This is a genomic window from Streptomyces sp. NPDC058279 (genome assembly GCF_042881255.1).
In the GTDB taxonomy this organism is placed as follows: Bacteria; Actinomycetota; Actinomycetes; order Streptomycetales; family Streptomycetaceae; genus Streptomyces.
On the sequence record NZ_JBHVYA010000020.1, the window covers coordinates 91,356 to 108,501 of the forward strand.

The window sequence follows — 17,146 nt, forward strand, 5'->3', positions numbered from 1 at the left end:
ACCTACGGCGATCCGCCTGCGAGGACCTACGGGAGCCCCGCGACCGTTCACGAGGAGCGCGCTGTGTCGACGAACACCACCCCCACGACGGGCCGCATGCCCGCGCTGTACCTCAGCCACGGCGCCCCGCCGCTGGCCGACGACCCGATCTGGCCGGGCGAACTGGCCGCCTGGTCGGCCGGCCTGCCCCGCCCGCGCGCGATCCTCATGGTCTCCGCGCACTGGGAGGAGGCCCCGCTGGCCCTCGGGACCACCGAGCGGGCCCCGCTCGTGTACGACTTCTGGGGCTTCCCCGAGCACTACTACCGGGTGCGCTACGACGCCCCGGGCGCCCCCGGGCTGGCCGCCTCCGTACGATCACTGCTCCGGGCGCCCGGCACCCCCGTCCAGGACATCCCGGACCGGGGACTGGACCACGGCGCGTACGTCCCCCTCGTGGAGATGTTCCCCGAGGCCGATGTCCCGGTGCTCCAGATATCCATGCCCACGCTCGACCCGGTCCGGCTCATGGAGATCGGCCGCACCCTCGCCCCCTTGCGCGACGAGGGCGTGCTGATCGTGGGCAGCGGCTTCTTCACGCACAACCTCGCCGCGCTGCGGCACGGGGGCGTACCCGGCTGGTCGACGGAGTTCGATGCCTGGGGCCGCGAGGCGCTGGCCGCCGCCGATGTGGACGCCCTGCTGGACTTCGAGGCCAAGTCGCCGGCGGGCCGCCTGGCCCACCCCCGTACCGAGCACTTCGCGCCGCTCTTCGTCACCCTGGGCGCGGCCGAGGCGTCCGGCGACCTCACCGCCCCCACCACGCCCGTGGACGGCTTCTGGATGGGCCTGTCCAAGCGCTCCCTCCAGTTCGGCTAGGCGCCGCCCGCCCCACCGCCGCCCGCCCCACCGCCCCCCGCCCCGCTGCCGACCAGCGCCTTCTCGTACCAGCCGACGTCCCAGAAGCGGCCGAACTTGTGGCCGGCCTCCGTGAAGTCGCCGATGTGTCGGAAGCCGAAGCGCTCGTGGAGGCGGACCGAGGCGTCGTTCGGCAGCGCTATGCCCGCGAAGGCCCGGTGGACGGGCTCGTCGGCGAGCGCCGCGAAGAGCGCGTCGTACAGCCGTGTGCCGATGCCGCGGCCGACCGCGTGCGGGGCGAGGTAGACGCTGACCTCCACCGAACCGGCATACGCCGGTTTCGGGCGGAACACGCTGCTTGTCGCGTATCCCGCCATTCACTCACCGGTCCAGGCAACCAGGAGCCGGTGGGGGCCGTCTTCAGGGTGGGAGTGCAGCCACGGGCGGCGCTGCTCCGGGGTGAAGGCGACCGTGTCGAAGGTGACGGGCGTCTCACGGACGTAGTGGTTGTAGATCTCCGTCAGGGCCGCCAAGTCGGCCTCGACCCCGGGCCTGACCTGCACCTCTTCGGGCTCTCGCGGCATCGCGTCTCCTCGATCGCCAAGGGGATGGCGGCGCAGGATACTGCAAGATCTGGAAAAAGAGGGGACCGCGTGGGAATTCTGTCCCGATTCCAGTCGTTGTTTCCTTCGGAAGCGGGCACTCGGGAGAGTGTCCGAAGGACGCGTCGACCGTGCCGCACCTCTCGCAGCCGAGGCGTCCGGCAGCCGCACCGCGACCGAAATCCATCGCATCGCAAGGGAGCACGCATGGCAACCCGCGCCGTCGCCCGCAGTCAGTCCACGGGCAGTGCCCGCGCCGCGGGCGGCGAGATCGCCGACCGCGACCTGGTCGGCATGTACCTGGACGAGATCGCGCGCACCCCCCTGCTCGACGCGGCCAAGGAAGTGGAGCTGTCGCAGATCATCGAGGCGGGCGTCTACGCCCGGCAGATCCTCGACGGCGCGATAGAGCCCGCCGGGGAGACCCCCGCGCGTGAGGAGCTGGAAGCCCTGGCGGCCGAGGGAGAGCGCGCCAAGGAAGTCTTCATCCGCTCCAACCTCCGCCTGGTCGTCGCCGTCGCCCGCCGCTACCCGCGCAGCGGCCTCCCGCTGCTCGACCTGATCCAGGAGGGCAACGCCGGCCTGGTCCGTGCGGTCGAGAAGTTCGACTACACCAAGGGCTTCAAGTTCTCCACGTACGCCACGTGGTGGATCCGCCAAGCCATCACCCGCTCCATCGCCGACCAGTCCCGCACCATCCGCCTCCCCGTCCACCTGGTCGAGGAACTCGGCCGGATCCGCCGGATCCAGCGCGAGTTCAACCGTGAGAACGGGCGCGATCCGGAGCACGCCGAGATCGCCGCCGAGCTGGACTCGACGGAGAAGCGCGTCGGGGACGTACTGGACTGGGCGCGTGACCCGGTCAGCCTCAACATGTCCGTGGACGACGAGGGCGACACCCAGTTCGGCGACCTGCTGGAGGACACCTCCGCGATCTCCCCCGAGCAGTCCGTGCTCTCCCTGCTGCGCAGCGAGGAGCTGGAGGACCTGCTCGGCAAGCTCGACCAGCGCACCGCGTCGATCATCAAGATGCGGTACGGGATCGAGGACGGGCGCGAGCGCACGCTGACCGAGGTCGGCAAGCAGCACGGCCTGACCCGCGAGCGGATCCGGCAGATCGAGAAGCACGCGCTGCTGGAACTGAAGCGGATGGCGCGCGACACCGGCTTCGACGCCGTGGCCTGATCGGCCACGGCGGGGCGAAGCCCCCCGAACGAGCCCCCGGTGCCTATCCCCCCAGGCGCCGGGGGCTCCCCGCTGCCCGGGGCCGCCGCCTCCCGGTTGCCGGGCCCGCCTCCGCGGCTCGGCCCCCCGGCCCGGCCCCCGCCCCCGGTCGCGGTCCGCGCGCCTCACGCGCCGACGGGACTCGACCTCGTGAGCCGCGCACCCAGGACCCGGGCGGCCTCCGCGAGGGCCGGCGGGGCGTGGACCGTGAACTCCGCTCCCGTCAGGGCGAGCCGGGTCGCCAGCCACTCAGGCGCGTCCCCGCTCTCGAACCGCACCCGGCAACCCCCCGCCACCGGCACCTCGTTCCCAAGCAGCCAGTCCGGCAGCGCCTCCGCCGGTGCCGCGAAGGTCACCTCCACCACGTACGTCTGGGCCCCCCGCAGCCCCCGCCGCACGAACTCCGCCGCGTCCACGGGCAGCTCCCGCGGCGCGAAGCGCGCTCCCGTCGCGAACGGATCGCCGACCCGGTCCACCCGGAAGGTGCGCCAGTCGTCCCGCTCCAGGTCGTACGCGACGAGGTACCACCGGCTGCCCGCGCTCACCAGCCGGTACGGCTCCACCAGTCGCCGGGACTCCGCCCCGTCCCGCGCCCGGTAGGCGAACCGCAGCCGCTCCGGGCCCGCCACCGCCGCCGCCATCGTCGTCAGGGTCCGCGGGTCGACGCTCGCCCCGTCGCCGCGGGTCACCGCCACCGTGGCCGACTGCAACGCGCCCACCCGCCGCCGCAGCCGCGCCGGCAGCACCTGCTCCAGCTTCGCGAGGGCCCGTACGGACGCCTCGTCCACCCCCTCGATGGCGTGGCCGGCCCCCGCCCGCAGGCCCACCGCGATCGCCACCGCCTCCTCGTCGTCCAGCAGCAGCGGCGGCATCGCCGCGCCCGCCACCAGCCGGTACCCGCCCTCGGCCCCCAGCGTGGCCTCCACCGGGTACCCCAGCTCGCGCAACCGCTCGATGTCCCGCCGAATGGTCCGGGCGCTCACCCGAAGCCGCTCGGCCAGCTCGCTGCCCGGCCACTCGCGCGGAGTCTGGAGCAGGGAGAGCAGAGTCAGCAGCCGCGCGGGAGTGTCGTTCATGACAACAGGCTGCCAGGGAAATAGGACACCATCTGACCTACATGGGGTCTAGGTTCATCCCATGAGCACCGAGACAGCCCAGACATCGCCCGAAAGAGAGAACGGGCCCGTACAAGAAGAGCGGAACGACACCCTCAACGACGACACGAGCAGCAGCTCACCCGCCGACCGCCGCCGCTGGCTGGCGCTCGCCATCGTGATGACCGCGGCCTTCATGGACCTGGTGGACGTCACGATCGTCAACATCGCGATACCCAGCATGCGCGCGGACTTCGGCGCCTCCACCAGCGCCATCCAGTGGATCACCGCCGGGTACGCCCTCGCCTTCGCCGCCGGTCTGATCACGGGCGGTCGTCTCGGTGACATCTACGGGCGCAAGCGCCTCTTCCTGATCGGTATAGCCGGGTTCACCGCCGCCTCGGCGCTCTGCGGCATCGCCGCCAACCCCTCCGTGCTCGTCGCCTCCCGCATCCTCCAGGGCGGTATGGCGGCCATGATGGTGCCCCAGGTACTGGCGATCATCCACGTCACCTTCCCGCCCCAGGAGCGGGGCAAGGTCTTCGGCATGTTCGGCGCGATCGTCGGCCTCGGTGCCGTCTCGGGCCCGATGCTCGGCGCCCTGCTCACCGAGTGGAACCTCCTCGGCCTCGAATGGCGCCCGATCTTCCTGATCAACCTGCCCGTCGGCATCGCGGGCGTGATCCTGGGCGCCAAGTTCATCACCGAGTCCAAGGCCCCCAAGGCCCTGCGGCTCGACCTGATCGGCGTCGTGCTCGCCACCGTCGCCCTCGTCATGCTGATCTTCCCGCTGACCCACGGCCGGGAGAACGACTGGCCGCTGTGGGGCTTCGTCTGCATGGCCGCCGCGCCGCTGCTGTTCGCCGGCTTCATCGCGTACGAGAAGTACAAGATCCGCAAGGACGGATCGCCGCTGGTGGAGCTCTCCCTCTTCTCCATCAAGAGCTTCGCGGGCGGCATCGCCGTCCAGCTGACCTTCGGGATCGCGACCGGCATCTTCTTCCTGGTCTGGACGCTCTACATGCAGATGGGCCTCGGCTGGACCCCGCTCCGCGCCGGCACCACCGGCATCCCCTTCTCGATCGCCGTCTCGGCGGCCGCGGGCATGTCCGTCCAGAAGCTCGTACCGCGCTTCGGCCGCAAGGTCCTCCAGGCGGGCGCGCTGACCATGGCCGCGGGTCTCCTCCTCTACATCTGGGAGTCCGCCCACTACGGCATGGGGATCGCCTCCTGGCAGATGGCCGCCCCCCTCGTGGTGATGGGCATCGGCATGGGCCTGATCGTGGCCCCGCTCACGGACACCGTGCTCTCCCAGGTCCCGCGCGAGCACGCCGGCTCGGCCTCCGGCCTGATCAACACCACCGGCCAGATGGGCAACGCCTTGGGTCTGGGTCTGACGTCCGTCGTCTTCTTCGGGGTGATCGACGACGACATGGTCTACGGGGCCCCGTACGTCGAGGCGTTCCGCAGCGCCCTGTGGTGGGTGGTGGCGGTGCTGGTCGTGATCTTCGCGGTGATGTTCATGCTGCCGCGCAAGCAGGTCCCGATGGCCGAGCGCGAAGGCGCCGAGGCCACCGAGGTCGCCGAGGCGGCGAAGGCCGCCTGAGCCACGGGTGCGACGGGCGCGTCCGCCTCCGGGCGGGCGCGCCCGTTCGCGCGCCCGCGCCGGTACGTCAGCGGACCCGGGCGCGCAGCTCCATCGCCTCGCGCGCCGCGGCCTCGCTCTCGTACACCTCGCACATGTGGCGGCCGTCCGGCGTGGCCGTGTGCTCGACCTCCCACAGGCTCACCTCGCCGCCGTCCACCAGCACGAACGCGTGCTCGTACAGGGTGAATCCGGCACCCCGCCCGTCCCCCGGCCACTGCCGACCGCCGAACGCCTGCGTGATCTGGTGCGCGTACGCCGAGCGCAGGCGCAGCGCCACGCCCTCGCCGGGCCGGTCCGCGTTCTCCGCGCGCCGCAGCACCCGACGGGCGTGGTCGGCGGACTGCTCCACCGCGTACTCCCGGTGCGGGGCCGGGGCCGGGTCCGTGAACAGGGCGCTCAACGCGGCGGCCCCGTCCTGCGGCTCCGCCCCCGCCGGTTCCAGTTCCCGCGCCACTTGGGAGGGGACCTCACCGAACAGGCGCGCCACCGCCAGGCAGAGCTCGGACCGGCCGGCGAACAGCTCGTGGCGCACGACCGTGTCGTCCTTGCGCCGGTAGACCAGTTCCCAGAGCGATCGCGCCCGGCCGTCGGCCAGTAGGTAGGTGTGTCGGTGGGTCTCCCGCCACAGCCCCGCGGACGGGCTGTGGTGGGTGGTGTGCAGCGAAGAGCTGTGGGCGAGCGCCGTGCGCAGGCGCCCGACCAGCCCGTCCGGCAGGTCGAAGGAGTTCAGGGCGCGGCCCAGGAGTCGATCGAGGTGGGCCTCGGTTGTCTCGTACGGATCGCTCAAGGTGGGTCTCCAGGCCGTCGCAGCTTGTCACTTCGCGGAAGCACAACGTAGCCCCTGGCACTGACATCACGTCCGGGATTCGTTAAAACGTCCGGGAAGTATCAGGGGTTCCCGCCACCCCTTCAGGTCAACTTGCGTACGGATACGTACGGTTGGCCCCGGTCTGCGACGGAGCGCGGGACTATGGGCCGCATGGCAACGAACGGCACGGCACCCGACAGCACCACCACCGCCCCGGCGGCCCTCCCGCGCCAACAGGAGCGCTCCGGACGCACCGGGGACGAACCGGCGCGCACCCCCCTGGCGTTGGCCTGGTTGCTGATCCTCACCGGGGCCGCCGGCGTGCTGGCCTCCTGGGTGATCACCCTCGACAAGTTCCTCCTGCTGGAAGACCCGTCCTTCAAGCCCGCGTGCAGCCTCAACCCCGTGGTCTCCTGCGGCAGCGTGATGAAGAGCGAGCAGGCGCACGCCTTCGGCTTCCCCAATCCGATGCTGGGGCTGGTGGCCTACGGTGTCGTCGTCTGCGTCGGCGTCGGCCTGCTCGCCGGGGCCCGCTACCGGGGTTGGTTCTGGCTCGGACTGAACGCCGGAACGCTCTTCGGCACCGGCTTCTGCACCTGGTTGATGGTCCAGTCCCTCTACGAGATCAACGCGCTCTGCCTGTGGTGCTGTCTGACCTGGACGGCGACGCTGCTGATGTTCTGGGCGGTCACCGCGCACAATCTCCGTACGAGCGCGGCCCCGGGCCCGTTGCGGCAGTTCTTCGCCGAGTTCGGTTGGGCTCCGCCCGCCCTGCACCTGGGGATCATCGGGATGCTCATCCTCACCCGGTGGTGGGAGTTCTGGACGAGTTGAGGGCCGCCCGGCCACGCGCGAGGGCCCCGGCAGCTGGAGGCTGCCGGGGCCCTCGTCACATCACACACCGCATCGCTTCGACCGCGTCACCGCGTCGCTCCACAGGCGCCGGGGCCCGACCGTACGGCCGGTCAGGCCGCCGGGGGAACGACGATCAGCTGCCGTTGGACAGGTTGCCGGACAGGACCGGGATGTTGTCCAGGATGTGCGAGAGCGGCTCGTCACCCTTGGCCTGGGTGGAGTTCTCGGTGCACTGCTGGTTCTGCGGGTTGGACAGGACGTTGATGTCCTGGACACCGACGTTGATCAGGGCCAGGATCGACTGGGCGTTGACCTTGACCGGCAGGCCGATGCAGGGCTTGTTCAGCGTGCCCTGGACCAGGCCGAGCTGCGGGCTCATGGGGCCCTCGGTCTTCTGGTTGCCGTAGATCTGGGTGGCCCCGTTGCCGTTGACGGTGTTGATCCCGTTGTCGTTGCCGATGGCCATGGCCGGGGCCGCGACAGCAGCGCCCGCGCCGACGGCGGCGGCGGTGACCGCGGCAGCAGTCATGATCTTCTTGAGCATCATTGGTCCTTTTGTCGCACGAGTGCCCGCTAGTGGAGCGCCCTGATCAACTGCCTGCCGGAGTGGTTGGTTCCGCTGCTTCACTCAAACGGCCCGTTCGGGCGAGCGTGTTTACCCGGCCCGGGTGAGGGCGCTCCGGACGTGTGCGCGAAGTCCGTACGCGACGTGGACGGACGGGGCCGTCCGTGGTCCTCCGGTTGCGCTCCGTGCAAGGCGTTCGCACGGTGGGTAAGGAAGTGGATCGTTGGGGTCCACGTCTGTGCGACCACTGTGAGGAAGACCCATGCGCACGAAGCCGTTCCGCACCCGCGTCCTTGTCCCGTCGGTCCTCGCCGCCGTCATACTCGCCGGCGCGGCAGCCCCTGCGGGCGCCGCGGGCGGTGACAGTTCCGCCGCGCTGACGCGTCGAGTGGCGGCCGTACAGCAGCAGATCCAGGGAGTCGAGGCCCGGGCCGCGGCGGCCGGTCCGGTCGACGACCTCCTCGCGGGTCTCCTGAAGACGCTGCAGGACCTGCTCAAGTCGTTGACGGGGCTGCTGCCGGCCGGGGTGACACTGCCGCCGATCGAGCTGCCGAAGCTCCCGACGCTGCCGGAGATCCCCGGGCTGCCGACGCTGCCCGTCATGACGCCCAAGAAGACCCCGTCCGTTTCGATCCCCGCCGACCCGGCGGCACCGCCGGCGGCGACTCCGCTCAAGCCGCCGACCGACCTGGTCCCCGAGATCCCCGACGTGCCCGACCTTCCCTGAGGACACGAAGGGCCGTAGGCCGGGCGGCGGAGCGCTGCGGGGACGGGCCGCGAGGTTACGACTATTGGGCTGAACAGGTCTGATCTCGTCCGTACCCGTGTCGTCGGGGAACCAGAACCGTTTCGCTCGATGTGAGCCCCGGGATCGGGGCAGGACGTCGAAGAGAAGGTGCACTCCCCATGAACTCTGCTGCCAAGAAGGCCGCCGTGGCCCTGGCCTCCGCTGGTCTCGCTGTGGCCGGTGCCGCGGGCGCCGCCTCCGCCGACGCCTCGGCCGAGGGCGCGGCCGTGGGATCCCCCGGTGTCCTCTCGGGCAACCTGGTCCAGGTCCCGGTCCACATTCCGATCAACGTGTGCGGTAACTCCGTCAACGTCATCGGCGCGCTGAACCCGGCGTTCGGCAACGTCTGCGTCAACGACTGACGTCGGCACATCCGACTGTGGGCGCCCCGGCCTCGCCGGTGGCGCCCACAGTCATGTCGGGACCGGATCGGTCCCGTCTGCTCAGTTGGCCCCGCCGTTCAGGTGGACGCCGCCGAGCATCGGGGTCGCCTGGGTGGCGCCGTCCGCGAGCTTCATCACCTCGCCGGGCACGTCGTTGCGGACCTTGTTGACGCTCTGCACGGTGCCGACCACCTTGCCCACGGAGTCGCCCTGCTCGGCGAGGGCGTTGCCCGCCGTCTGGGGGAGCGCCTCGGAGACGGGGTTGACCGCGTTCAAGGTCTCGGTCACCCCGCCCGTCAGGCTCATGGGGGGCAGCGCGGCAGGCGTCTCGGCCGCGAACGCGGGGGCGGTGGCGGCGAGTGCGGCGACGGAGCCGGCGACGACAGCGGCGACCTTCGTGAACTTCATTTTTTCGAAATCCTTTTCCAGCGGCGACCGTCGCGCCGCTTTCGGCCTGGTTAACGATTCCCGGTGGATACGGAAACGCGCGAGCGAACAAGGCGACGGCCGGAGAATCCGAACAAGGGATTCTCCGGCCGATATTTCTTCCGATTACCGGTATTGCCGGTCAGGCGGCGCGGGATCGCCGGTAGAGAATGGCGCCGCCCAGGACCAACGCCGCGGCGAGCGCCGCCGCGACCCCGGGCTGCCCGGCTCCGGTGGCCGCCAGCTCCGGGGCGTGGAGCTGGGGGTGGGCCACGACGGGAGCGGGGGCGGGAGCCGGAGCGGGGGCGGGGGCGGGTACCGGAGCCGGCGCGGGGAGCACGTGGACCGGGACGTCACCGGCGGGGGCGGCCGGCGGCTGGTCGGCGGGACGTGGCGCCTCCGGTACCGGCGCCGGGGCCGGTCGCTCCACGACCTGGCTGCCGTGCGGCGGCCCGGAACCCTCCTCCACCGGCGCGGGAAGGGTGTGCGGGGCCTCCTCCACCGGGGCCGGGAGGGTGTGCGGGGCTTCCTCGGCGGGGGCGGGCGCGGGCGGCGCGGGGTGGGCGGACCGGGGGTGCTCGTCGCACTCCTCCTGGTCGCCGCTCCGGCCGTACCCGTCCTGGTGCGAGACCTTGTGCGAGACCTTGTGCGAGACCTCGTGCCGGGGGCCGGCCTGCGGCGGAAGGTCGTGCCGGGGCGCCGCGTGCTCGGGGGCCGGTCGCTCGGGCACCGCGTGCCGAGGGGCTTCCTGCCGGGGTGCCGCGTGCTGCGGGGCTTCCTGCTGCGGGGCCGCGTGGCGGGGTGCCCGGCCACGGGGCGCGCCCTGCTCCCGCTCTTCCTCGTGCGTCGGGCGGGGCAGCGCGTGGCGCCCCTGCCGCTCGTCGAGGTAGTGCTCGAACGCCTGGGCGTGCTCGGGGCTCAGGTACCGCTCGTAGTCGAAGTCGGTGTCGGAACCGGTGGTCGTGGCGCAGGTGTTGCCGAACGCCGGGTTGAGAGCCGCGCCCCCGTCCACACTGTTGCCGCACACGTTGGGGCTGAAGGTGATCGGTACCGAGACGCTGTTGCCGGACGCCACACCCGGCGAGTGCGCGGCCTCGGCCATCGCCCCGGGGTACGCGTAGGCCGCGCCGGTAGCGATCGACAGCAGGCTGGAAGCGGCCGCCGCCGTGAGCACCCCCTTGCCCAGTACCTGTCGGCTCAGTACCTGTCGCATGGGTCCTTCCCTGTCTACCGGCGTTCGCGCCGGTGCTGTATCGAAGCGGCCTCGGAGTGCACCGCCGTGCACTCCGAGGCCACTGGCGAGGAGGTGTGCCCTTGCGGGCGCGCGCACTCCGTCAGTCGTTGACGCAGACGTTGCCGAACGTGGGGTTCAGCAGCGCGATCACGTTGACGGTGTTGCCGCAGACGTTGACCGGGACGTGCACGGGGACCTGGACCAGGTTGCCCGAGAGGACACCCGGGGAGCCCACGGCCGCGCCCTCGGCACCCGCGTCGGCCATGGCGGGAGCGGCGGCACCGGCGGCCATCAGAACGCCGGCGGCCAGCACCACTGCCTTCTTGTACGTCATTTGTTTTCGATCCTTCCTGCAGAGGCGTATCCACTGCGAAATCAATAACGAGTGGCTCCGGAAAAAGAAACCGGGGATTTTCGGGAGGGGGCGTTTATTTCACCCCGATGCGCCACCGCCGGGTGCCCGTCACCCGTTTTCCGAGTTATCGGTACGAATGGGGCGCGAGCCCCGGACCGGGCCCGTGCGATATCGGGCCGCATACGCGGCGGGGCCGCCGCGACCCGAAGGTGCGGCGGCCCCTTCCCCGGTGCGGGGCGCGATCAGCTGCCGGCGGAGACGTTGCCGGAGAGGATCGGGATGTTGTCCAGGATGTGCGAGAGGGCCTCGTCGCCCTTGGCCTGGGTCGAGTTCTCGGTGCACTGCTGGTTCTGCGGGTTGGACAGGACGTTGACGTCCTGGATGCCGATGTTGAGCAGGGCGAGGACCGACTGCACGTTGGCCTTGGCCGGCAGGGCGATGCAGGGCTTGTTGAAGGAGCCCTGGATCAGCGCCATCTGGGGGCTCATGTTGCCGTAGGTGGCCTGGTTGCCGTAGATCTGCGAGGCGCCGTTGCCGTTGACGGTGTTGATGCCGTTGTCGTTGCCGATGGCCATCGCCTGCGGCGCCATGGCGGCACCAAGGCCCACGACGGAGGCGGCAACCGCTGCGCCGGCCACAAACTTCTTGATCATTGTCGTCCCTTTTTTGCAGGATTGCCCGTTACTTGGAGCACTCGGATCAACGGCGTGGTCCCGGCTCGGGTTGCGTGTCTTCACCCGGATGCCGAAGTTTCGGACATCACGGTTGACGTCGGGCGTTGACGCGGGGGTGTCGAACCAGGGGTCGGGGGCGGCGACGCCGTGGGCGCCGGGGCGGTGCCTGTGCTCGCCCGCTTTTCCCCTTTGGGTTCGAACAATGGTGCACCCGCATAACGACCCGACCGCTCCGAGGGTGCGTGTTATCGCCCAAAAGGCCGTACGAGCGAGTCCCGCGTGATTTCAGCCCTGAGTTCTGACAAAGTTCACTCCTGTTTTGTTCCGTTGATCGAAAATAGGAGGCAGGGTCATGGGTTCCCCCCGAAGAATCCTCGGCGCGCTCGGTCTTCTGTCCTCCCTCGTCCTTTCGACGTACGTTCCCGCGGCCGGCGCCGTGGCCGCGTCCGCCCCGGCGACCACCGCGACGTTCAGGGAGCTGCCCCGCGTCCCGTTCACCCAGCGCTACCAGGCCGTGCGGCACGGCGGTCTCGTCCGGGCCTCCAACTCCTCGATCACCTGCCGCAAGGAGGAGGCTCCGCAGGCCGAGCCGTGCCCCGAGGTGAGGCGCGGCGCGAGCGGGGTCAACGGCGACTACGACATGTTCTACACGGAGGTCGACAAGGACCCCGACACCTACAACTCGACCCGCGCCGAGCTCAAGATCCCGCAGGGGGCGAAGGTCTCGTACGCCCGGCTGTACTGGGGCGGCAACCTGCGGGTGGGCGAGCAGAAGCCACCGGAGGACAGCGGCCGGGTGCTGGTCGCCGAACCGGGCGGCGCGTACAAGGAGGTGCTGGCCGACACCGTGGTCGGGCACCGCACCGACGCGGCGAGCGACGCCTACCAGGCGTCGGCCGACGTGACCCCGCTGGTGCGCAAGGGCGGTACCGGGATGTGGACGGTCGCCCAACTGAACATCGCGATGGGCCGCTCGGAGGCGGGTGCCTGGGGCGGTTGGACCCTCGTCGCCGCGTACGAGCAGCCGCAGGAGCCGCTGCGGCGGGTCTCGCTGTGGGACGGCTTCGAGGGGATCGCGGCGGGGGCGGGCCAGGCGGCCGCGCAGACGGTGGAGCTGGCCGGGCTGAACGCGCCGGCGGGGTCCTCGGGCCGGATCGGGGTGGTCGCGTACGACGGCGACCGGGGGAACCTCGGGGACTCGCTCACGGTGACCGCCGACAGTGGACGCCGGGTGAGCATCAGCGACGCGGAAAACCCTTTCAACGACATCATGAATTCCACGATCACGGAATTCGGGCAGTCGTTCGTACGACAGCCTGAATATATGAATAATCTCGGATACGACGCGGACGTGTTCGATCTGAGCCCCGCCCTGTCCGGTGGCGCCCGCAGTCTGAACTTCACGTTCACGGGCGAAAGCCAGGGTCAATTCCTCGGTGTGCTCTTCGTTCAGACAGACGCGCGCCGCTGAACGCAGGAGACCACTCCACGTGTCGACACATCGTCCGACAGCACAGTCCCCGCACCCACCCTCCGAGACGGTCACCGGGCCGTTCACCGTCCTCCACCTGGTCCAGCCCGTCGACGGCGGGGTCGCCCGGGTCGTCACCGACCTCGTCCGGGCCCAGTCCGCCGCCGGGCTGCGCGTCGTCGTCGGCTGTCCCGACGGCGGACGGCTCGGCGCGGCGGCCCGCGACGCGGGGGCCGAGGTCCACACCTGGCACGCGGGACGCTCCCCCGGACCGGCCCTGCCCGCCGAAGTCCTCGGCGCCCTACGCCTCGTCCGCCGCGTCCGCCCCGACCTGCTGCACGCCCACAGCGCCAAGGCCGGCCTCGCCGGTCGGCTCGCCGTACGCGGCTCCCTGCCCACCGTCTTCCAGCCCCACGCCTGGTCCTTCGACGCCGTCGGCGGCGCCACCGCCGCGCTCGCGCTGCGCTGGGAGCGGTTCGGGGCACGCTGGGCCGACCGGGTGCTCTGCGTCAGCGAATCGGAACGCCGGACCGGGGAGTCGGAGGGCGTCACCGCCCACTGGTCGGTGATCCGCAACGGCGTGGACCTGTCCCACTTCCGCCCCGGCCGCGCCGTCCGCGCCGAGGACCGGGCCGACGCGCGCGCCGAACTGCCGCTGCCCGCCGCCTTCCGGGGCGACGGGCCGCTGGCCGTCTGCGTCGGACGGCTCTGCCCGCAGAAGGGACAGGACATCCTGCTCCGCGCCTGGCCGGAGGTGCTGGGAACGGTCCCGGACGCCCGGCTGGTGCTGGTCGGCGACGGCCCCGACGGCGAGGCACTGCGCCGCGCCGCGCCGTCCGGCGTGCACCTCGCGGGAGCCGCCGCCGACATCCGACCGTGGCTTCGGGCCGCCGACATCGTTGTACTGCCGTCGCGGTGGGAAGGAATGGCGCTCGCCCCGCTCGAAGCCATGGCCTGTGGCCGCCCGGTCCTGGTCTCCGACGTCAGCGGTGCCCGGGAAAGCCTGCCGCCCGGCCAGGGACGGCTGTGCCTGGTGCCTCCGGAGGACCCGACGGCGCTGGCCAAGGCCCTGGGACGGCTGCTCGCCGAACCGAGGCTGCTCACCGAACTGGGGGAGCAGGCCGGGCAACACGCCCGGACCGAGTTCGACGTGCGGCGGACCACGGACGCGGTCACCGGTCTCTACCACGAACTGCTGGGCAGGCCCGCCCCCTCGCCCCACCGGGGGGACTCGCCCCCCGGCTCGGCCGGGGGGACCCCCAAGCCCTCGAACATGGAGCGCATCAGCCGATGACGATGGACAGCGCACCCGCCCGGCACACCGGGCAGAGCGGCACGGGGCCCGCCGGCGGCACCACCGCCGTCCGCCGTGCCGTGACCGCCATCCACCCCCCGCGCCGACCCAAGGCCGAGCAGGCCCGGCCCGCCGTCCGGCCGCAGCGGGCCCGGCGTGGCGACGGCAACCTCCCGCTGCTGACCGCCGACGCGCTGGCCGCCGCACTCACCGCGACGTCCGTACCCGGTCCGGGAACCACCGGTGGACTCGCGGTGCCCCTCGCCGTACTGGTGACCGCGCTGCACGCGCAGGCCGGGCTCTACCGGCCCCGGCTCGCGCCGTCCGCGCTGCGCGAACTGCCCGTACTGGCCGGGCGGGCCGCTGTGCTGTGGTGCGGCGCCGCCGCTGTGCTGGCCGCCGTCCGGCCGGGGCAGGCGCTCGGCTGGGAGGCGCTGCTGAGCGCCCTGTGCGTGCAGACCGTACTGGCCTGCGCCGGCCGGGGGCTGGTCAACCAGCTCCGCCGCCGGGCGGCCGTCCGCAGACCCTGCTCCGCGCTGGTCGTCGGGCGCGGCGAGGGCGCGAGCGCCGTCGCCGCCGCCCTGCACGGGCGGCGCGAATACGGGCTGCGGCCGGTCGGGATCGCCGACACCGGTTCCGCGCCCGACGCCGAGAGCGGCCCGCTGCCGCTCCTGTCCACGCACGAGGACGTCCGGCGCGCCGTCATCCAGAACTCCGTCCGACACGCGGTGTTCACCCGGCCGCCCGAGGCCGACGAGCGCACCGCCTCGCTGGTCCGGCTCTTCCACGACCACGGCTGCCGGCTCTGGCTCGCCGATCCCGCCGGGACCGCGAAGGTCACCGGCATGCGGGTGCCGGAACCCGCCGACCAGCTCTGGGGATACGCCGTACAGCCGCTGCTCCCGCGCCCCGCCCGGCCGCTGGAGCGGTACGCGAAGCGCGTCATCGACTCCTCCCTCGCCGCGGTCGCGCTCCTGGCCGCCGCGCCCGTGATGGGCGCCTGCGCGCTGGCCGTACGGCTCTCCGACGGGCCCGGGGTGATCTTCCGGCAGGAACGCGTCGGCCTGTACGGGCGACCCTTCACCCTGCTGAAGTTCCGCACCCTGAGCGCCGACCCGCACGAGTCCGCCACCCGGTGGACCGTGGCCGGGGACCGCCGGATGAGCCCGATCGGCTCCTTCCTGCGCAAGTCCTCGCTGGACGAGCTGCCACAACTGTGGAACGTCGTCCGGGGCGACATGAGCCTGGTCGGGCCGCGTCCCGAGCGGCCCTTCTTCGTCGCGAAGTTCGCCACCTTGCACCCCGGCTACGAGGCCCGGCACCGGATGCCGGTCGGGATCACCGGGCTCGCACAGATCAACGGCCTGCGGGGGGACACCTCCATCGAGGACCGGGCCCGCTTCGACAACCACTACATCGACACCTGGTCGCTGTGGCAGGACCTGTGGATCCTGGCCCGGACCGCGGCCTCCTTCTTCCGTTTCCGGCTGGGAGGCAGCTGAGCATGACCCTCGCCGTATCGAACTCCCGCCCCCGGGGCCGCCCGTCCACCGGCCGCCCGTACGCCCGCCGGCTGCTGCGCCGGCACTGGCCGCTGCTGCCGCTCGCCGCGACCGTCCTGCTGCTGCTCGCCCCGCTGCCCGCGGGCGACGCGAGCACCTCCGGCAAGGTCGGGCCCGCCGACGCCGCCTCGCTGCTGCTGGTGGCCGTCTGCGCGCTGCGGGCCCTTCAGAGCCGGGTGCGGCCGTTGAGCCCGTTGGGCGCCTTCGTCCTCGGGGTGCCCGCGGTGGGACTCGCGGTGGCGACGGTGACGGCGGGGGACCCGTACGCGGCCCTGCCCGGGTTCGTGCGCTACCTCCAGGTCTTCGTGCTGGTACCGGCGGCGATCGTGCTGCTGGTGCGGGACGCGGGGGAGTTCCGGCTGGCCGCGGGGTGCTTCGTGGTCCTGGCGGTGGTCCAAGGGGCCTTGGGCGTCGTCCAGTTCGTCACCCACACCGGCGCCTCCTACCAGGGCGCCGACATCCGGGCGGTGGGCACCTTCGGACCGGGCGACGTCATGGGCATGGCCACGGTCGTCGCGTACGGGCTGGTCGTGGCGACAGCCGCCGCCCTCGCGCCGAGGCTGCCGGGCCGGGTCCGGCGGATCGCGGCCGGCTGCGCGGCGGCCCTGACGCTGCCACTGGTGCTGTCGTTCAGCCGGGGCGCCTGGATCGCGACGGTCGGCGCGGCGGTCCTGGTGATGGTGCTGGCCGGAATCCGGCGGGCGCTCAAGGTCGTCGTGGCGCTCGCGGCGGTCGGCGTGGTGCTGGTGGGCGGGTTCGGGGTCGGCTCCCAGATGGTCACCGAGCGGCTGACCTCGATCACCCAGGTCTCCGACGCCCCCGACCAGTCGGTCACCGACCGCTACACGATGTGGGCCGCCGCCGAGTCGATGTGGCGCGAACGACCGGCCGCCGGGGTGGGCCTGAAGGGCTTCCCCGCCAACCGGGACGGCCACTCCTCGCTGGCGCTGTCCTCGGGCAGTGACACCGCGGGCGCCGGCCAGGCGTTCGTCAAGCAGCCGCTGCTCTCCCCGCACAACATGTACCTGCTGGTGTTGAGCGAGCAGGGACTGATCGGGCTGACCGCGCTGGCGGGTGGCTGGGCCGTGCTGCTGGTCGCGGGCCTGCGCCGGTACGCGGCCGGCGGCGAACGCGACCTGCGCGACTGCGGGCTGATCGCGGTCGGGCTGCTGGTGTGGCAGCTGACCGACTTCCTCTACGCCGACATCGGGGGGCCGTCGACCGTGCTGACCGGAGTGATCATCGGGCTCGCCGCGTGGTGGGCCCTGCCGCCCGCGACCGGAGGTGTCGCCGCCGTGCTCCCGGCCCGGCCCGGCCCCGAGGGGCC

17 protein-coding genes and 1 pseudogene are annotated in these 17,146 nt (G+C 72.1%); 10 read left to right on the top strand and 8 right to left on the bottom strand.

From position 1 onward, the window contains the following. Positions 1-96 precede the first annotated feature (96 nt). Positions 97-858 carry a dioxygenase gene (locus tag ACFVXJ_RS27630; RefSeq protein WP_389665747.1) on the top strand — a complete coding sequence of 254 codons (762 nt, stop codon included), beginning with the start codon at positions 97-99 and terminating at the stop codon, positions 856-858. Here ACFVXJ_RS27630 and ACFVXJ_RS27635 read toward each other — a convergent pair. Further along, positions 855-1,421: pseudogene (locus ACFVXJ_RS27635) on the bottom strand (GNAT family N-acetyltransferase). The gene ACFVXJ_RS27630 and the pseudogene ACFVXJ_RS27635 overlap by 4 nt on opposite strands. 225 nt (positions 1,422-1,646) lie before the next feature. Here ACFVXJ_RS27635 and ACFVXJ_RS27640 point away from each other — a divergent pair. Beyond that, entirely contained in the window at positions 1,647-2,624 is a 978-nt protein-coding gene (locus ACFVXJ_RS27640) for an RNA polymerase sigma factor RpoD/SigA (RefSeq protein ID WP_389665711.1), read from the top strand. Between the two features lie 164 nt (positions 2,625-2,788). Here the strand turns inward: ACFVXJ_RS27640 and ACFVXJ_RS27645 are convergent, their stop codons facing one another. After that, positions 2,789-3,739: a helix-turn-helix transcriptional regulator gene (locus ACFVXJ_RS27645; RefSeq protein ID WP_389665713.1), complete on the bottom strand. Its 951-nt coding sequence runs from the start codon at positions 3,737-3,739 to the stop codon at positions 2,789-2,791. Between the two features lie 61 nt (positions 3,740-3,800). Between ACFVXJ_RS27645 and ACFVXJ_RS27650 the strand changes: the two genes are divergently transcribed. Continuing rightward, positions 3,801-5,363: an MFS transporter gene (locus tag ACFVXJ_RS27650; protein ID WP_389665715.1), complete on the top strand. Its 1,563-nt coding sequence runs from the start codon at positions 3,801-3,803 to the stop codon at positions 5,361-5,363. A 67-nt stretch (positions 5,364-5,430) separates the two neighbouring features. Here ACFVXJ_RS27650 and ACFVXJ_RS27655 read toward each other — a convergent pair whose 3' ends face one another. Next, positions 5,431-6,192 carry a DUF6227 family protein gene (locus tag ACFVXJ_RS27655; protein WP_389665716.1) on the bottom strand — a complete coding sequence of 254 codons (762 nt, stop codon included), beginning with the start codon at positions 6,190-6,192 and terminating at the stop codon, positions 5,431-5,433. Between the two features lie 183 nt (positions 6,193-6,375). Here ACFVXJ_RS27655 and ACFVXJ_RS27660 point away from each other — a divergent pair, with 183 nt between their 5' ends. Continuing rightward, entirely contained in the window at positions 6,376-7,047 is a 672-nt protein-coding gene (locus tag ACFVXJ_RS27660) for a vitamin K epoxide reductase family protein (protein WP_389665718.1), read from the top strand. Between the two features lie 154 nt (positions 7,048-7,201). Here ACFVXJ_RS27660 and ACFVXJ_RS27665 read toward each other — a convergent pair whose 3' ends face one another. Beyond that, a complete protein-coding gene (locus tag ACFVXJ_RS27665) occupies positions 7,202-7,612 on the bottom strand; it encodes a rodlin (RefSeq protein ID WP_389665749.1) in 411 nt (136 codons plus the stop codon). Between the two features lie 283 nt (positions 7,613-7,895). Here ACFVXJ_RS27665 and ACFVXJ_RS27670 point away from each other — a divergent pair, with 283 nt between their 5' ends. Both ACFVXJ_RS27670 and ACFVXJ_RS27675 read left to right on the top strand, forming a co-directional pair. Next, entirely contained in the window at positions 7,896-8,360 is a 465-nt protein-coding gene (locus ACFVXJ_RS27670) for a hypothetical protein (protein WP_389665720.1), read from the top strand. Between the two features lie 179 nt (positions 8,361-8,539). Continuing rightward, positions 8,540-8,782: a chaplin gene (locus ACFVXJ_RS27675; protein ID WP_389665722.1), complete on the top strand. Its 243-nt coding sequence runs from the start codon at positions 8,540-8,542 to the stop codon at positions 8,780-8,782. Positions 8,783-8,863: 81 nt separating this feature from the next. Here the strand turns inward: ACFVXJ_RS27675 and ACFVXJ_RS27680 are convergent, their stop codons facing one another. The 4 genes from ACFVXJ_RS27680 to ACFVXJ_RS27695 all read right to left on the bottom strand — a co-directional run bounded on the left by ACFVXJ_RS27680 (position 8,864) and on the right by ACFVXJ_RS27695 (position 11,471). Next, positions 8,864-9,211, bottom strand: coding sequence for a hypothetical protein (locus tag ACFVXJ_RS27680; RefSeq protein ID WP_389665723.1), 348 nt, complete (start codon positions 9,209-9,211; stop codon positions 8,864-8,866). Positions 9,212-9,371: 160 nt separating this feature from the next. Continuing rightward, positions 9,372-10,442: a chaplin gene (locus ACFVXJ_RS27685; RefSeq protein WP_389665725.1), complete on the bottom strand. Its 1,071-nt coding sequence runs from the start codon at positions 10,440-10,442 to the stop codon at positions 9,372-9,374. Between the two features lie 121 nt (positions 10,443-10,563). Beyond that, on the bottom strand, positions 10,564-10,797 hold the full coding sequence (locus ACFVXJ_RS27690; RefSeq protein ID WP_389665727.1) for a chaplin: 234 nt from the start codon (positions 10,795-10,797) through the stop codon (positions 10,564-10,566). Positions 10,798-11,060: 263 nt separating this feature from the next. Then, the gene (locus ACFVXJ_RS27695; protein ID WP_389665728.1) at positions 11,061-11,471 is read right to left on the bottom strand and encodes a rodlin; all 411 of its coding nucleotides are present in this window, start codon (positions 11,469-11,471) and stop codon (positions 11,061-11,063) included. Between the two features lie 373 nt (positions 11,472-11,844). Between ACFVXJ_RS27695 and ACFVXJ_RS27700 the strand changes: the two genes are divergently transcribed. From ACFVXJ_RS27700 to ACFVXJ_RS27715, 4 genes are all read left to right on the top strand, one after another. Beyond that, positions 11,845-12,963, top strand: coding sequence for a DUF3344 domain-containing protein (locus tag ACFVXJ_RS27700; RefSeq protein WP_389665729.1), 1,119 nt, complete (start codon positions 11,845-11,847; stop codon positions 12,961-12,963). Between the two features lie 19 nt (positions 12,964-12,982). Then, positions 12,983-14,257, top strand: coding sequence for a glycosyltransferase (locus ACFVXJ_RS27705; RefSeq protein ID WP_389665730.1), 1,275 nt, complete (start codon positions 12,983-12,985; stop codon positions 14,255-14,257). Further along, positions 14,254-15,759, top strand: a complete 1,506-nt coding sequence (locus tag ACFVXJ_RS27710) for a sugar transferase (protein WP_389665731.1) — start codon at positions 14,254-14,256, stop codon at positions 15,757-15,759. The genes ACFVXJ_RS27705 and ACFVXJ_RS27710 overlap by 4 nt, the downstream gene beginning before the upstream one ends. Positions 15,760-15,761: 2 nt before the next feature. Next, positions 15,762-17,146, top strand: a 1,385-nt coding sequence (locus ACFVXJ_RS27715; RefSeq protein ID WP_389665733.1) for an O-antigen ligase family protein, incomplete at its 3' end; no start/stop codon positions are given.

What these genes read in the sequence shown, in the direction of transcription:
- ACFVXJ_RS27670 (WP_389665720.1), top strand. Translation starts at nt 7,896, where the DNA reads ATGCGCACGAAGCCGTTCCGCACCCGCGTCCTTGTCCCGTCGGTCCTC.
- ACFVXJ_RS27675 (WP_389665722.1), top strand. Translation starts at nt 8,540, where the DNA reads ATGAACTCTGCTGCCAAGAAGGCCGCCGTGGCCCTGGCCTCCGCTGGT.
- ACFVXJ_RS27665 (WP_389665749.1), bottom strand. Translation starts at nt 7,612, where the DNA reads ATGCTCAAGAAGATCATGACTGCTGCCGCGGTCACCGCCGCCGCCGTC.
- ACFVXJ_RS27645 (WP_389665713.1), bottom strand. Translation starts at nt 3,739, where the DNA reads ATGAACGACACTCCCGCGCGGCTGCTGACTCTGCTCTCCCTGCTCCAG.
- ACFVXJ_RS27685 (WP_389665725.1), bottom strand. Translation starts at nt 10,442, where the DNA reads ATGCGACAGGTACTGAGCCGACAGGTACTGGGCAAGGGGGTGCTCACG.
- ACFVXJ_RS27690 (WP_389665727.1), bottom strand. Translation starts at nt 10,797, where the DNA reads ATGACGTACAAGAAGGCAGTGGTGCTGGCCGCCGGCGTTCTGATGGCC.
- ACFVXJ_RS27660 (WP_389665718.1), top strand. Translation starts at nt 6,376, where the DNA reads ATGGGCCGCATGGCAACGAACGGCACGGCACCCGACAGCACCACCACC.
- ACFVXJ_RS27695 (WP_389665728.1), bottom strand. Translation starts at nt 11,471, where the DNA reads ATGATCAAGAAGTTTGTGGCCGGCGCAGCGGTTGCCGCCTCCGTCGTG.
- ACFVXJ_RS27650 (WP_389665715.1), top strand. Translation starts at nt 3,801, where the DNA reads ATGAGCACCGAGACAGCCCAGACATCGCCCGAAAGAGAGAACGGGCCC.
- ACFVXJ_RS27630 (WP_389665747.1), top strand. Translation starts at nt 97, where the DNA reads ATGCCCGCGCTGTACCTCAGCCACGGCGCCCCGCCGCTGGCCGACGAC.
- ACFVXJ_RS27640 (WP_389665711.1), top strand. Translation starts at nt 1,647, where the DNA reads ATGGCAACCCGCGCCGTCGCCCGCAGTCAGTCCACGGGCAGTGCCCGC.
- ACFVXJ_RS27680 (WP_389665723.1), bottom strand. Translation starts at nt 9,211, where the DNA reads ATGAAGTTCACGAAGGTCGCCGCTGTCGTCGCCGGCTCCGTCGCCGCA.
- ACFVXJ_RS27700 (WP_389665729.1), top strand. Translation starts at nt 11,845, where the DNA reads ATGGGTTCCCCCCGAAGAATCCTCGGCGCGCTCGGTCTTCTGTCCTCC.
- ACFVXJ_RS27710 (WP_389665731.1), top strand. Translation starts at nt 14,254, where the DNA reads ATGACGATGGACAGCGCACCCGCCCGGCACACCGGGCAGAGCGGCACG.